This is a genomic window from Affinundibacterium danionis, assembly GCF_042432465.1.
In the GTDB taxonomy this organism is placed as follows: Bacteria; Pseudomonadota; Gammaproteobacteria; order Burkholderiales; family Burkholderiaceae_D; genus Undibacterium; species Undibacterium danionis.
Window position 1 is genome coordinate 322003 of sequence record NZ_JBHLXJ010000013.1, and the last position, 12399, is coordinate 334401.

Here is a 12399-nt window from a genome sequence, read left to right on the forward strand (position 1 = left end):
AAATTGATAGACATAGTTGATTTCGATGTGGAATAGGGATGATGGAAAAATGGGCTCAATAAAAATTACCTGTGGATCAATGCTTCTTATCAATCTTCGGGAATCGGCGGCAGGTTGATAACGAATGCTTTCAGATCGACCATGTTGCGGCGCTTGAGCGCTTCATCCATTTTTTTGGAAAAATTTGCTGGACGTCGTGGTAATAGGTTTTCGTAAGCACGCAACAAGCCTTCGATACCTGCTTGTGTTACTGCAAGTTCGTCCTCGGGATTTTTTTTGGGGTTTAAAATCTGGTGTTGAACTTGAAACGCCGCAACGCTCAGCAGATGATGAAAGCGCGTCGCTTTGCGTAGATCGCCTTTGACTGCGGTTTTGGCCCAGTAAGCGCCTTTATCGAGTCCGATTTCGTATTCAGGGACTTCTCGGCGCCAGTTTAAAAACCACATTCCATCTTCGGATTCCATGACGGCACGGGGATCAAGATCAGAGGCTTTAGCGAGTGCGACGACCCGTGCGCGTTCTTCCTCAGTCGAAGGACCACGCTGTGCGAAGGCGCTCGAACTGATTGATATGGCAAGGATAAAGAGAGAAAAAATCAGTGAATTAAACTTGTTCTTGTGAATCATGCATGCTCCAAATAACTTGGTTTGTTGGGACTATGCATGTGTTTGACATGCTAGCGACGTAAGCAGGTGAATCGCCATGAAAATGGTAATTGGCTATACTTTTTTGCACGAATCAATTCCGACGAAATAGGGAAAATGGGCGACAAAACCTAGGAAATCGGTAGCGTGAATTGAGAGATCTAAGCGCCATAGGTAGAGACCTTGGATGCCGTTTCTATCTTTAGAAAAATACGGTGCTCAATGATTTCTCGTAGCTCAATTGACTCAGCGACTGTTGCGGAACGTCCCTTAGGCTAGGGTGAACGTTTAGCGATATTTCTGAATTTCTTCCTGCACAAAAACTGGCTTGGGCATGCTTCTTCAACACTGATTTTTCATTTCTTTGAAATTACTTCGACACGGTAATTTGTTTTTTCAGGGTCGGTTTTTGTCGTTTCGTCGCATGTCGCTTAAAACAAAAAGACAAATTCGATACAGTGCGAGCCGTCAACACGTAGCTAATAGCTACACAGCAGCTAGTACCGTTTTTTCTTTTGAGGCAATCATGCAAATACCAAAAAGTTCAGTCATCACTCTTATTCTCTGCAACGTCATAGCTGTCTCTGCGCATGCGCAGCAGGCTAGCGACGCCAAGGTGCAGACCCAAGCACAGACTCAAGCGCAAGCACAAACGCAGCGCGTTGAAATCCAAGGCAAATCTCAAGAAGAATTTGCACGTACCGAAACAGCCTCGCGCTCTATCGTGAGTAATGCTGAACTCACGCGTTTTGGCGACAATAATATTGTCGAAGCGATGAAACGTGTGCCTGGTGTCCAAGTGACCAATAACAAATTGCACCTGTTAGGGATGGCGGCTGGTTATACCCAAATTCTGATTGATGGTGAAGCACCGCGTGGCATTACCGTGGAAGATATTCCGCTGAATATGATTGATCGCGTAGAGATTTATCGCGGAGCGAATGCGCAATTTAGTACGCAAGCGATGGCCGGTACCATCAATATTATTCTCAAAAAAGCGGCGTCTAATAAGCAGCACAGTATCAAGGCCAGTATCGGTCATATGTTCCAAAACAATGGTAGCGTCGATTGGTTTCATTCCGATAAAAACGGCAATCTCTCACATACTGTCAGTGTTAGCTTATCCAAAGATCGTATTAGCGCTGGTCAATCAGACGATTCGACCACCAATTATGTGAATGAAAATGTGTTATTAGGTACTAAGAGCCAATTTCAGAACGTCACCAATAGCAGGCGTAGTGATGAATCTCTGCGTATTTCTCCGCGTATTCAATACAAAACCGATTCGAATATTAACTTTACCTCGACTTCTATCGTTGCTCACAATCGCTTTAACTCAGAAGGCACCAGTCAGTTCAACAATCTGTCAGGCCGCGTATTTGAAATCGGAAAAACAACTTCCAAAGACAGAAATCAAGGTACCAATTTTGGTAGTACGCTCAAGGCAGTCACTAGTCTCGATAATCAAATCGGTGTTGATGTCACGGCAGGCTTTCAATCTCAAAGCTTTATTGCTCGTTCACACTCACAAAACTACCAACCCGATGGCACACTTAAGTTCAATCGTGATTTAAATACCGATGTGCATGTGATGGTAGGTATCACTAACGGTAAATTAAATATACCAACTAATGCAGAACACGATTTGGTAGTGGGTTGGTCTGGCTGGCGTGCGAACGTCGATGTCGACAATAACCAGAGTGATCAATTCGCGAGCAATCAACCATCGATTTATCGTCCACATAATGCGAATTCGGTCATGGATAATGCGGCGTTCTTTGTACAAGACGACTGGAAATTTAAGAAGAACTCCTCAGTTTCTCTCGGCCTGCGTTGGGAATCGCAAGGCATACGTACCGAAAATAACGACGGCGATAAAGTGACTAATCGCGCCAGTGTATTGAGCCCTGTGATCCAAACTATGTGGCAGCTCGACCCACAGAATACGGAAAGGATACGTCTTGGTGTATCGCGTACCTTTAAAGCACCAGAAGGCACACAACTCTTGATGCCGAAGATTTATGTCATCAATAATTCCATCGAAAGCCCGAACATTGTCGGTAACCCTAACTTACGTCCTGAGCTTTCATGGAGTTTAGATGCCGCGTTTGAACATAACGGCAAAGATGGGCTCAATTATGCGATTCGTGCCAAAGCACAAGCGATTAAGGACATTCACCGTGAGGTGGTATTTGAAGCCGACAAGGCATATTGGAAACGATTTGTGAATGCAGGGACTGCACAAAGTCAAAGTTTAGAGCTTTCCACACAATTTCCATTAAAACGTTGGATGGATAATGCGCCTGACATGGATTTTTCTGCCAGCTATTCTCACTTCTGGTCGAATGTCAAAGACTTAGCGACACCGTATAACTCACTAACGCCGTATCAATACGTCGTGACTTTTGGTGCCAACTACCGTGCTAAAGATATCCCGCTCACGGCCGGTGTCAGCGCCAAAATTCAAGATTCACATTGGCAGCAAATTAGTTTGACTGAGCGCCAATACTTGAAGACACCTAAGAACGTCGATATCTACGCCTTATGGAAATTCGACAAACAAAGTCAATTGCGCTTTGCATTGAACAATCTCTTAGGCGGTAAAGCGTACGATTCCTTCACTTACGCCAGCGTAGGCAACACTAGAAGCCAATCAGGACGAGCCGTACCGACCGCACGTAATTTCAGTATGACTTATGAGTATAAGTTTTAAATGAAATCACCGCATCCTCAGCATGGCGCTGGGGATGCGCTTCGTGCTTCATGCCTTGTATCAGAGTGGCGACGAATATTCGTTGCCACTCATTCCTCAAACTATGCAGCGTAATCCCACGTTTTTGTAATCTATCGCTCTGCCATTTCACCCATCTACCGTGCTTGATAAGCTAGTCTCACTTTAATTATTGAAGGAGACAAACGATGAAAAAATCCTTGTTAGCTTTGGCCTGCTGCGCTGGCTTTTTCCATACCGTTGTACAGGCACAAACGGCGGACTTTGATCCGCGTTCATGGAAAAAAGAGGTGTATGGTCCGGCGACTCAAGTCTTGGTGTTGGGATCGCCGCATTTGAGCGCCTATGGCAATAAATTGAATCCGGCCCATCTATCGGGTTTGCTAGATCGATTGGCGCAATTTAAGCCAGATATCATCACGATTGAAGCTTTATCTGGTGAACAGTGCGAATTTGTGCGCGCCAATGCAGTTACGCATCCTGATGTCTTTAAGGATTATTGCTGGGACCCTGCGCCAGTACAAAAAGCCTTAGGTCTCAGTTTGCAAGATGCTTTGGTTGAAATTCAAACGACTCTTACGACGTGGGTGCAACAGCCTCAGGCCGCGCCGAGCGCTGCAGCGCGACGTCGTTTAGTGGCGGTGTTTTTGGCAGCGAATGATCGTGCTTCAGCCTTGGTGCAATGGTTGCGACTGGATGCTAGCGAGCGTAAGGCTGCGGATGGTATTCCTGAAAATATGTTGAAATTCTTAAATCGCGAAGTGCCTAAATACAATGAGAACTATGAGCTAGCAGCGGTGTTGGCGGCGAGATTAGGTTTGGAACGCGTGTATGCGACCGACGATCATACTGCGGACGATATTACCGACAAGGCTGGGCCCAAGTATGGCGATGCCTTGCAAGATATGTGGAGCAAAATCAATATCCCTGAGAAAAAAGAATCGCTCGCATTAGAAGCGAAGTTGGATTCTGCACAAGGTGTGATGAACCTGTATCGCTTCTATAATGATCCCGTCAAAGTGCGCGCCTTTATTGCTGCTGATTTTGGTGGTGGCATTAAACATGCAACGCCTGAACTTTATGGTCGCCAATATGTCGCTTGGTGGGAGACTCGCAATTTGCGTATGGTGGCGAATATTCGCAGTGCATTTGGCAATCAACCCGGCGCGAAAGTGTTAACTGTGGTTGGCTCTTCCCATAAGCCTTACTTCGATGCGTATTTGAATATGATGCATGAAGTGCAGTTGGTGGATGCGGCCAAATTGCTTAAGTAGTTGTAGGTATTTGGAAATAGCCGAGTCGGTTTGATTTGGCTATTGACGAATTCAGTTAAGAAACTAAATTCGGTAGCTAAAGAAAGCAAGGAACAGCCAATCAAGTTGGTTTTGAATTCGTAGCTAAGCGAATGTTAGAATGGATTGTTCTAACCTAAATTCAAACTGATATGTCCGAAGATTTATCCATCCTCAGCCGCACTGCCTACCCTCCCGACTTGACCCTTAGCTACGGTGAACATGCCGATCAAGTCGCCGATATTCGCTATGGAAGTAAAGGTAGCGAGTTAGCATTAATCGTGCTGATACATGGTGGTTTTTGGAAGCCTGAGTATGACCGTACTCACGCCGAAGCCATGTCATGTGCTTTGGCTGAGGCAGGATGGACGACCTTGACTATAGAATATCGAAGAATCTCAGGTGAGCCAGATGTCACTTTAGACGACGTCAAGACGGCGTTAGCGCAATTGCCAGCGCAGGTGCAGAGACATAATGGTCAAATTCTATTAATCGGCCATTCCGCTGGTGGGCATTTGGCATTATGGGCGGCGGTGCAGAGCACGAGTGTTAGCCCTAGCCTTAGCTTGCAAGGTGTACTAGCACTAGCACCGGCGGCCGATTTGCAGATGGCACATGCACTGAATTTGGGCGATGGTGCGGTTCAGCGCTTTTTGGGACAAGACCCAGTGCATCGCCCGGACGTAAATCCCATGTGTTTGCCAGCGCCATCGGTGGCGGTGACTATCGTACAAGGCGAGGACGATGAGATTGTGCCGCCTAAGCTCGCAGTCGCCTATTGCGAGGCTTTTCCGAAAACGCGATTGCTGCGCCTGTCGGACTGCGGTCACTTTGCTTTGATTGATCCCGCCACTACGGCTTGGGAGATGGTTTTGTCCGAGTTACGATCCTTGTCAACATCGACTTTTTGACGAATTCTAGATCTGTATTTTCGTATCTGCTTTTTCGTATTTACTGATTACTGAAGTTTCTCACTTAAACCATCTGTTTGCCATCGCTATTTCTTTTCTATTTAACGCGCTAGGCAGCGTCGTTTTAAATCAGAATTGCTAATGTGGTGGCAGTAGCTTATTTCTTTCTTTATTTTCGCAAGGCAGAAATTTTTCTCGTCACTTTGATTAATTTGGTGGCAGTAAGAAACTTCGTTTTTGGTTTCCGCCAAGCAGGCATTTTTCGCGTTGATGTCATTCATTTGATAGCAATAAGACGTTTCTTTTTTCACCCCAGCTAAACAGGTGTTCTTTGCATCGTAATCGCTAATTTGATGGCAATAACTTGTCTCGCCTTTGACTTTTGCGAGGCAGATATTTTTACTATCGGCGTGGCTGATTTGGTGGCAATAGCTACTGTCTTTTTTCACGCTTGCAAGGCAAATATTTTTGGCATTGCTATCGTTGATCTGAAAGCAGTCGCTCTCTCCTGTCGCATGCGCGTATTGGCCGCCTGTCAAAACAATACTGCATATCAAAAAAATGTAGCAAGCCAATTGGGAGAGGAGTTGCTTAGTGCTTTGTCTGAACATGATTGATTTTTTAATGAATAAAATAATTTAGCGAGCACTGCATATTTAGAAGTCGTGCGTCGCTTTTTTGATTTTATAGATAGATGATTTCTTTGCTTCGAGGTCGATTTCTGCTGGTCCTAAAATAAAATCCTCGCCGTCGAAGTTTCCCGAAAAGCGTTTAAAAATCATTTTTTTGTCATTGTAAATACGTAGTGTGACGCCATTGCCCTGTCCCGTTGCGATCACCACATAGTAGGTGTAGTTGCCGTTTTTAAAGAAAACCAAGTCTTCGCCCATGTGCGGTCCCGTGGAACGATTAAACATATAAAACGGCGCTGATTCACTCGCTGGCATGTCGAGTTCGATTTTTCCAGGAAGTCCATAGCGATAGACGACTTTTTTGTAAGGTGGTTTGTCTGCGTTGGTGCAAATGGAAACCACTTTGCCGTCTTTCTTATTGCGAATGCCACTTTCAGTATTCACGGTATTGCCCATCCATGCACTTACTAAGTTGCTTTCATCCGTTTGGCAGAGGCTTGGGACTTCATTCCCTTGTTGAGCCGTGGCGCTACTTGTGTAAAAAAATGCGCTGCAAGCAAGCACGAATGACAGTGGATAGCGTGTCGTATTTTTGGGTAACATAGATGTCATGGAAGATTATTGAGGCTTGCTATTATCGTTAGATCCGAGACGAGGTTCAACCCGTATATTGCGATTCGTTTTGAGATTTTCACGGAACAGGTCAATCTCAGCCTGCAAGCCAGGAATTAATTGATCAGCGGCTTTATGGTAGCCCTCGGTGCGGGCGGTGCGGGAGCGCTCGCTGAAGTTCGATAAATTGGCGCTACCTTTGACTTGGCTAGTACCTGCCGCACGCATGAGTAACTTGTGGCTGGCGACATCAAATACCGATATGTCCAGCATAGTTTGGGTATCGTGTTGATTGCCGTGGACGACATACGCACCGATCACCGTCCAGTATAAAAACGACAGAGAATTACTGTCGGTGAACTGAATCTGATCGTAAGACACCATTGCCATCACATCGACGTTAAACATACGAGCAACTTGCTCCATATTACCGAATCCACCTGCGGGCTTTACATATTGCGACGGAATGATGTCGATCGATGCGATGAAAGACTGCGTGGCAAACGCTACTTTGACACGCTCCATTAATTTTATTTTTTCTGTTTCTGGAAGCATGTGTACTCTAGGATCGTTAGGAGCGAAGGCAATGCCAACGCGTATCGGTGGTCGTAGATAGGTGATGCTGGGCGCAAGTTGCGGCGTTTGTGTCGCTTTGGGATAGAGATAATCGACGATGCTGGCGGCTTGTTTGGATTCTCGCGGTCCGGCCATACTTGCGCAGCCGCTTAGAGAAAATAGAGCACAAAGTAGGAGCGCTAGGCTGGCGACAGTTTTGAGAATTTTCATATGATCCTTGTTGGGGTGAGATGGTTCACGGAGCATATCTTGGATGTAGAAATGTGATGGAATTTTTATGTAAAGTCTCAAATTGTGATACTTGGTGTCGCACCTGAAATCATTTTTCTAGGAGCGCAAGGCCTAGCTTTGGCTGGCAAATTAGGCGGCAAGTTGGGCACAGTTAGCTAAATTGATCGGTGCTACGATCAAGTGACAAATGTCATTTAAAGTCATGACAAGCGCTACTACGCGAGCAAATTGTTTTCCTGCATGATGTCTCCATCGCTGCACAAATAGTTTGAGCAGCCTATTTAATCAGGAGTGCATCATGACATCATCTTTAGCTTCTACTATCTCTTTGGATCAACAACTAGCCGAATTCCGCCAACGCCGTTTTTTAGCGATGCCTTTGGCGGGTATTTTGGTGTGGTTTGCGCTGATTTTTACTGGCCTATTCCTTAGCCCTAGAGCGCAAGTTTTGGCGGTATTTGTTGGTACTGGCAGTATTGTTTATGTAGCGATGTTTTTGGCAAAATTGACTGGCGAGCAATTGAAATTTAAATCAAATAAAAAGCGTAATTTTTTCGATACCCTGTTTCTCTCCGCAGTCGCGATGAGCTTTTTATGTTATGCATTGGCGATTCCATTTTTCTTGGAAAACTATCGTAGCTTACCTTTTACAGTAGCGATCTTGACGGGCTTGATGTGGTTACCGCTGAGTGTGTTGATACAGCATTGGGTCGGCGTATTTCATGCGGTCGTACGCACCATTTTATGCACCCTCGCTTGGATTATGTATCCTGAACACAGCTTCGTTTTGCAACCTGTGATTGTGGTAGCGATGTATGTCGTGAGTATCGCTGCTTTGGAATTGCGTTGGAAGCGATTGCAACAAGCAGATTGGGCTGGTAAGTCGAATGCCCAATTTGCAGTGTGATGATAGTTTAATATTAGGTGGGACTTGCATCGTAATGCTGGTGCAAGGTTGAGGCCTGTGGTGTCGACAGACACTTTATGTTTATTATGATTTAGATACAGTATCAATGTTATTGGTCACATGTTAGACTTAAACTAATTAGCCCGCGGTGAGTCGATTTTGCATATGAAAAGTCGGTAGATTTGCTATCAAATTTTGATTTCATTTTTCTTCGTTGGTTGAAATAAATTCCTTATCCTGAAAAAAGTAAAACATGAACAAATTGAATTTGATCGCTGCCATCCTTTTAGTCGTCTGCTCAACCGCATCAGCGCAGGACATCGTGCTGACTGGTCATGTGCAACGTGTGATTCTTCAACCTTCAGGGACTGAGAATTGCCCACCACCTTGCCCCGTCACGTCGCGAACTCATGCTGACGGAAGTCAGACCGTTTGCATATCGAACTCTGGCGGCTGTCAAATGATGGAGGTGAAGGTTGCCCGCATCTATCGCGGTGTAGTCCAAGAACAGATTAGGCAATTTAAATCGCGTATAGGCGAATGGGGGCCAAGTTTTCCAGTCACCGATAAGCTGATCGTCGTTAGTGAAGAGGCCGGTAGAGTACATTGGTCAATCGCTACCGAGCTGGAGGGTAAGATTTTTTTTGATCCAAAACGGCTAAGTAGTATCGGTGGTATTCCAAGCTCGACGAATAGTAATAGCGAGTTAGTTGCACTAGATGAAGTTCTTGCGCGTAGTGCTAAGGGGCGCTAATTCGCTCCTAGCTTGGTACGCATGCCTCACATGCCATTTAATATGCTACTTCGTATTGATACACGTTTGGTACGGTTGGCGCTAGCATCGCTAGTAACCAGATATAGCGCTGGCGGCACCTCATCTAATAGTAAATATCCTGATGAACCTAAGTAGATGTACAGGCACAATTTTTGTGCCTGTACATCTAACAATCTCACTCAGCTTTCTTGCGCAAAGTATTAATCTGAATATGCGGCCAGCGTGTAGTCTGGCCATTCGATCCGACCATAAATTCAAAGAAGAGAATTTGTTCGTATTGCAGTTGTAAGACTTCTGTGCCGTCGTCTTCGATCACGGTTTCTAGCCACATGTTTAAACTCATCTCAGTGACGTTAGCGAACTTCTTCACGAACGGTGTATTCAAAATTCCACCTTGAGGTCCGCCGTCGTGTTTGCTGGTCAATTGGATCAGCGTGTATTTGCTGATGTTTTGATCTTTGATCGCATCACGCAAGCGTAAATCGGGACGTACTGAATACGGATAATGCGGATCGGCGACGATGCGCTGGAAGTAAGTTAAATTGCTGTCCGGTTGAGTGACAGGCAATGACTTGTCAAAGGCCCAGGCTGGTGCTGGTTCATCCAAATTGAGTGGCACCGCAGTCGAGCCATCTGGTGGTGTCAGCAGCGCGGATGCGCCCATGCTAGGTGAGATCGCCAATGGTGAAGCAGCGAGATCGGGTGCGTTGGCGACTTGAATCGTGGGCCAGGACGCCACAAATGGTTTGGTCCAACTATCAGTACCGGTTGGGAACGGCGGTTTGCCCGTCACATCTTGTGCAAAACTGCCGGTCAACATAATGGAGCTGCCGTGCGGAATCGTACCGCTGCGTGCAATCGCATAGGGCGGTACGAAGTTAGGGCCGTTTGCACCAGCGCCTATAGAGATGAGCGGATAGCCATTATCTTCTATGACCGATTCTTCCGTCGCGGCATGGTTATACATTTGGTCAACCCACAAATACATGCCGACTTCTTCGTGCAAGCCAACCCCATCACTGGCGCGCTGTATGCTTTGTTTATACTCGATCGCACCTATGAATTGTTCATTAGTACCGCCTCGATTACGCACGCCACCTTCGACCGGGGTAAAAGTGAGTTCTTCAGTATAGTCTTCACATAAGAAATGAAAGATGCCGAAAATAGTTTCAGTATTGGTGCCCGGTGATGGCATACAAGTCGTGTGTAAGCCCCAGCCGGTTTTATTATTGTCTGGGTTCACATTCACCCAAGTGCCTATCAGTTGTTCTAAGATGCCGTAGTCAGCTGGCTCAGTTAACACTGCGTCAGAATACTCTGGATACGGTGGTGTAGGATTTTGTGGAATGGTCATGATGAAGTTCTCCTCTTTAGAAAGCATCGCCTAGGAATAGTTTGACTATCTGTATCAATTTAGTGACGTGATCATCGCGCTTTCACACGGATCGACATCGTATTGACGCCGATCTCGCTGCGAGGAAAACGTTAAAATTGCCTAATTTCACCACGTTGACACGGCCACTGGGCTTTGCCCGTGCAAAAGCGAAAGAGCCCATTTCGTGGAGAAACTAACTTTTATTTTTAGCAAGCATCGTGCCAACTCATAGTAATTTTTTCTAATACTTTGAGTTCACCAGGCGACCGTATTTGCTACTCTGAGATGAAGCACAACAGCGATAGCGATATGCCGCTGAGCGTGCTTCTTGCATAGCTATTGATCCCTGCTTTACACGTCAATTGCTTTCGTATTCGACATGTAAATCAATGTGAGTTTTGAGGATACGATTTTTACTAGACCATGTGAGTCTTTGATTGTGAATTCCCTTTTGTGCATTGAGCTGGGCTACCAATAGGTTGGCGCTGAGCAAAGCGAAGCCCAACAATAGTTACGACTATCAAAGGATGCTGGGCTTAGCAGCGCCAGCCTACGATCTTTTGACCTTGTTTTTGACTTTGCTTTTGATGTTGCTTTTGACCTTTATCCACTTCTGACACTGCCAATTGTGCAGGACAGAAAATGGATAAAGGAAGCCTTGTTGTCTGAGCGCAGCGAGTTTCAAGGCTTTCCCATTTTTTGTCCTGCACAATTGGGAAGCCGAAGGCCAGTGGCAGCGTGGTCGCCTTTCTTTTGCTTACTCTTTCTTTGGCGAAGCAAAGAAAAGTAAGTGGCAGTCGGGCCACACCCGACCTGTGAACGATGAGATTGTTCGACGGTAAATATGGGGGGTAAAAATGTAGTGACTTGTTCGCAAGCAGTAGATCAAGTGCTATACGTGATTTAAGCAGTGAGCGGTGGATTACGCTGACGCTAATCCACCCTACGAAAAGAGTGAGATGGAAATTATTTTGCAGTTGATCGAATGGCTGTTGAACGGTGTAATACGCCTTTGGCTATTACACCTTACGTGTTGAAAGGCGCGCGCCAATCTGTAAATTTAAAGAAAGCGCCACTATGCGCGTCATTTTCGAAAGTCATGTTATGCCAATTGAGTCTCGGACAGTGCTGTGATTTTCAGGATCCAGTCCATTATGGTGGTCGATTGACAGGTATGGGGCACTAGGTAAGTTCTTTGACCACTTTGCTCTTTAAAATCAAAAACAATTCCTATCACAAAATTTTTGCGAAAATCAAGTTGTGCCTCTGAAGAGAGAACTTGAAATTGACCTAAATCCGGAGTGTTACCAATGAAATCCCAAATGTCGCGAAACATTTCTTCATCAACAAAAACCGGAAATTTTCTTTCTGTCGTTCCGTCACCAATGGTCCACGTTGATTTCGACAAGCCATTACTAAGCGACATTGTTCCGTGCGTTGCCAATTCTCCCTTTTGCGTAAAGAAATCTATAACGAAAATTTCGTTCGGCGCTGGTAGCTTCGAGTTCGAAAATTTTCCACCTACCGCTTTAAGAAGAGCCTTAAACATAAGCATAACGCCTGAATTAAGCCGCGTTGCGAAGCAACGTCGGCTTGAATGAATTGTTGGACGAAGCCGCTACGCGGAGAAAACAAAGCATACCAACTCCGAAATTCAAAATTACAATTCTATCTCAAGCCTTCAACGGTGAAGGCACTATTTTGAGGAGAATT

General features: G+C 45.5%; 13 protein-coding genes. 6 read left to right on the forward strand and 7 right to left on the reverse strand.

What is annotated here, in order from left to right:
- Positions 1-89: 89 nt before the first annotated feature.
- Positions 90-626, reverse strand: coding sequence for a hypothetical protein (locus ACFFJH_RS12705; protein ID WP_390213171.1), 537 nt, complete (start codon positions 624-626; stop codon positions 90-92).
- A gap of 544 nt (positions 627-1170) precedes the next feature.
- Between ACFFJH_RS12705 and ACFFJH_RS12710 the strand changes: the two genes are divergently transcribed.
- From ACFFJH_RS12710 to ACFFJH_RS12725, 4 genes are all read left to right on the forward strand, one after another.
- Positions 1171-3357: a TonB-dependent receptor plug domain-containing protein gene (locus ACFFJH_RS12710; RefSeq protein WP_390213172.1), complete on the forward strand. Its 2187-nt coding sequence runs from the start codon at positions 1171-1173 to the stop codon at positions 3355-3357.
- A gap of 206 nt (positions 3358-3563) precedes the next feature.
- Complete coding sequence (locus ACFFJH_RS12715; RefSeq protein WP_390213174.1) at positions 3564-4649, forward strand: DUF5694 domain-containing protein; 1086 nt, start codon at positions 3564-3566, stop codon at positions 4647-4649.
- Positions 4650-4819: 170 nt separating this feature from the next.
- Positions 4820-5578 (forward strand): alpha/beta hydrolase, encoded by a 759-nt coding sequence (locus ACFFJH_RS12720; protein ID WP_390213175.1) that lies wholly within the window; start codon positions 4820-4822, stop codon positions 5576-5578.
- Between the two features lie 350 nt (positions 5579-5928).
- Positions 5929-6195 (forward strand): hypothetical protein, encoded by a 267-nt coding sequence (locus ACFFJH_RS12725; RefSeq protein WP_390213177.1) that lies wholly within the window; start codon positions 5929-5931, stop codon positions 6193-6195.
- A gap of 39 nt (positions 6196-6234) precedes the next feature.
- Here the strand turns inward: ACFFJH_RS12725 and ACFFJH_RS12730 are convergent, their stop codons facing one another.
- On the reverse strand, positions 6235-6813 hold the full coding sequence (locus tag ACFFJH_RS12730) for a hypothetical protein (protein ID WP_390213179.1): 579 nt from the start codon (positions 6811-6813) through the stop codon (positions 6235-6237).
- 15 nt (positions 6814-6828) lie between these two features.
- Entirely contained in the window at positions 6829-7608 is a 780-nt protein-coding gene (gene rhlP, locus ACFFJH_RS12735) for a rhombotarget lipoprotein (protein WP_390213181.1), read from the reverse strand.
- Positions 7609-7927: 319 nt separating this feature from the next.
- Here rhlP and ACFFJH_RS12740 point away from each other — a divergent pair, with 319 nt between their 5' ends.
- Both ACFFJH_RS12740 and ACFFJH_RS12745 read left to right on the forward strand, forming a co-directional pair.
- A complete protein-coding gene (locus tag ACFFJH_RS12740) occupies positions 7928-8536 on the forward strand; it encodes a DUF7010 family protein (RefSeq protein ID WP_390213182.1) in 609 nt (202 codons plus the stop codon).
- A gap of 253 nt (positions 8537-8789) precedes the next feature.
- On the forward strand, positions 8790-9290 hold the full coding sequence (locus ACFFJH_RS12745; RefSeq protein WP_390213183.1) for a hypothetical protein: 501 nt from the start codon (positions 8790-8792) through the stop codon (positions 9288-9290).
- A gap of 26 nt (positions 9291-9316) precedes the next feature.
- Here the strand turns inward: ACFFJH_RS12745 and ACFFJH_RS12750 are convergent, their stop codons facing one another.
- From ACFFJH_RS12750 to ACFFJH_RS12765, 4 genes are all read right to left on the reverse strand, one after another.
- Entirely contained in the window at positions 9317-9490 is a 174-nt protein-coding gene (locus ACFFJH_RS12750; RefSeq protein WP_390213185.1) for a hypothetical protein, read from the reverse strand.
- Entirely contained in the window at positions 9487-10665 is a 1179-nt protein-coding gene (locus ACFFJH_RS12755; RefSeq protein WP_390213186.1) for a peroxidase, FMP-type, read from the reverse strand. The genes ACFFJH_RS12750 and ACFFJH_RS12755 overlap by 4 nt, the downstream gene beginning before the upstream one ends.
- A 557-nt stretch (positions 10666-11222) precedes the next feature.
- Positions 11223-11492, reverse strand: a complete 270-nt coding sequence (locus ACFFJH_RS12760) for a hypothetical protein (RefSeq protein WP_390213188.1) — start codon at positions 11490-11492, stop codon at positions 11223-11225.
- Between the two features lie 296 nt (positions 11493-11788).
- A complete protein-coding gene (locus tag ACFFJH_RS12765; protein WP_390213189.1) occupies positions 11789-12235 on the reverse strand; it encodes a hypothetical protein in 447 nt (148 codons plus the stop codon).
- Positions 12236-12399: the final 164 nt, after the last annotated feature.

Excerpts from the sequence above, each read along its gene's own strand:
- ACFFJH_RS12705 (WP_390213171.1), bottom strand. The coding sequence starts at position 626 with ATGATTCACAAGAACAAGTTTAATTCACTGATTTTTTCTCTCTTTATC.
- ACFFJH_RS12710 (WP_390213172.1), top strand. The coding sequence starts at position 1,171 with ATGCAAATACCAAAAAGTTCAGTCATCACTCTTATTCTCTGCAACGTC.
- ACFFJH_RS12715 (WP_390213174.1), top strand. The coding sequence starts at position 3,564 with ATGAAAAAATCCTTGTTAGCTTTGGCCTGCTGCGCTGGCTTTTTCCAT.
- ACFFJH_RS12720 (WP_390213175.1), top strand. The coding sequence starts at position 4,820 with ATGTCCGAAGATTTATCCATCCTCAGCCGCACTGCCTACCCTCCCGAC.
- ACFFJH_RS12730 (WP_390213179.1), bottom strand. The coding sequence starts at position 6,813 with ATGTTACCCAAAAATACGACACGCTATCCACTGTCATTCGTGCTTGCT.
- rhlP (WP_390213181.1), bottom strand. The coding sequence starts at position 7,608 with ATGAAAATTCTCAAAACTGTCGCCAGCCTAGCGCTCCTACTTTGTGCT.
- ACFFJH_RS12740 (WP_390213182.1), top strand. The coding sequence starts at position 7,928 with ATGACATCATCTTTAGCTTCTACTATCTCTTTGGATCAACAACTAGCC.
- ACFFJH_RS12745 (WP_390213183.1), top strand. The coding sequence starts at position 8,790 with ATGAACAAATTGAATTTGATCGCTGCCATCCTTTTAGTCGTCTGCTCA.
- ACFFJH_RS12755 (WP_390213186.1), bottom strand. The coding sequence starts at position 10,665 with ATGACCATTCCACAAAATCCTACACCACCGTATCCAGAGTATTCTGAC.
- ACFFJH_RS12765 (WP_390213189.1), bottom strand. The coding sequence starts at position 12,235 with ATGTTTAAGGCTCTTCTTAAAGCGGTAGGTGGAAAATTTTCGAACTCG.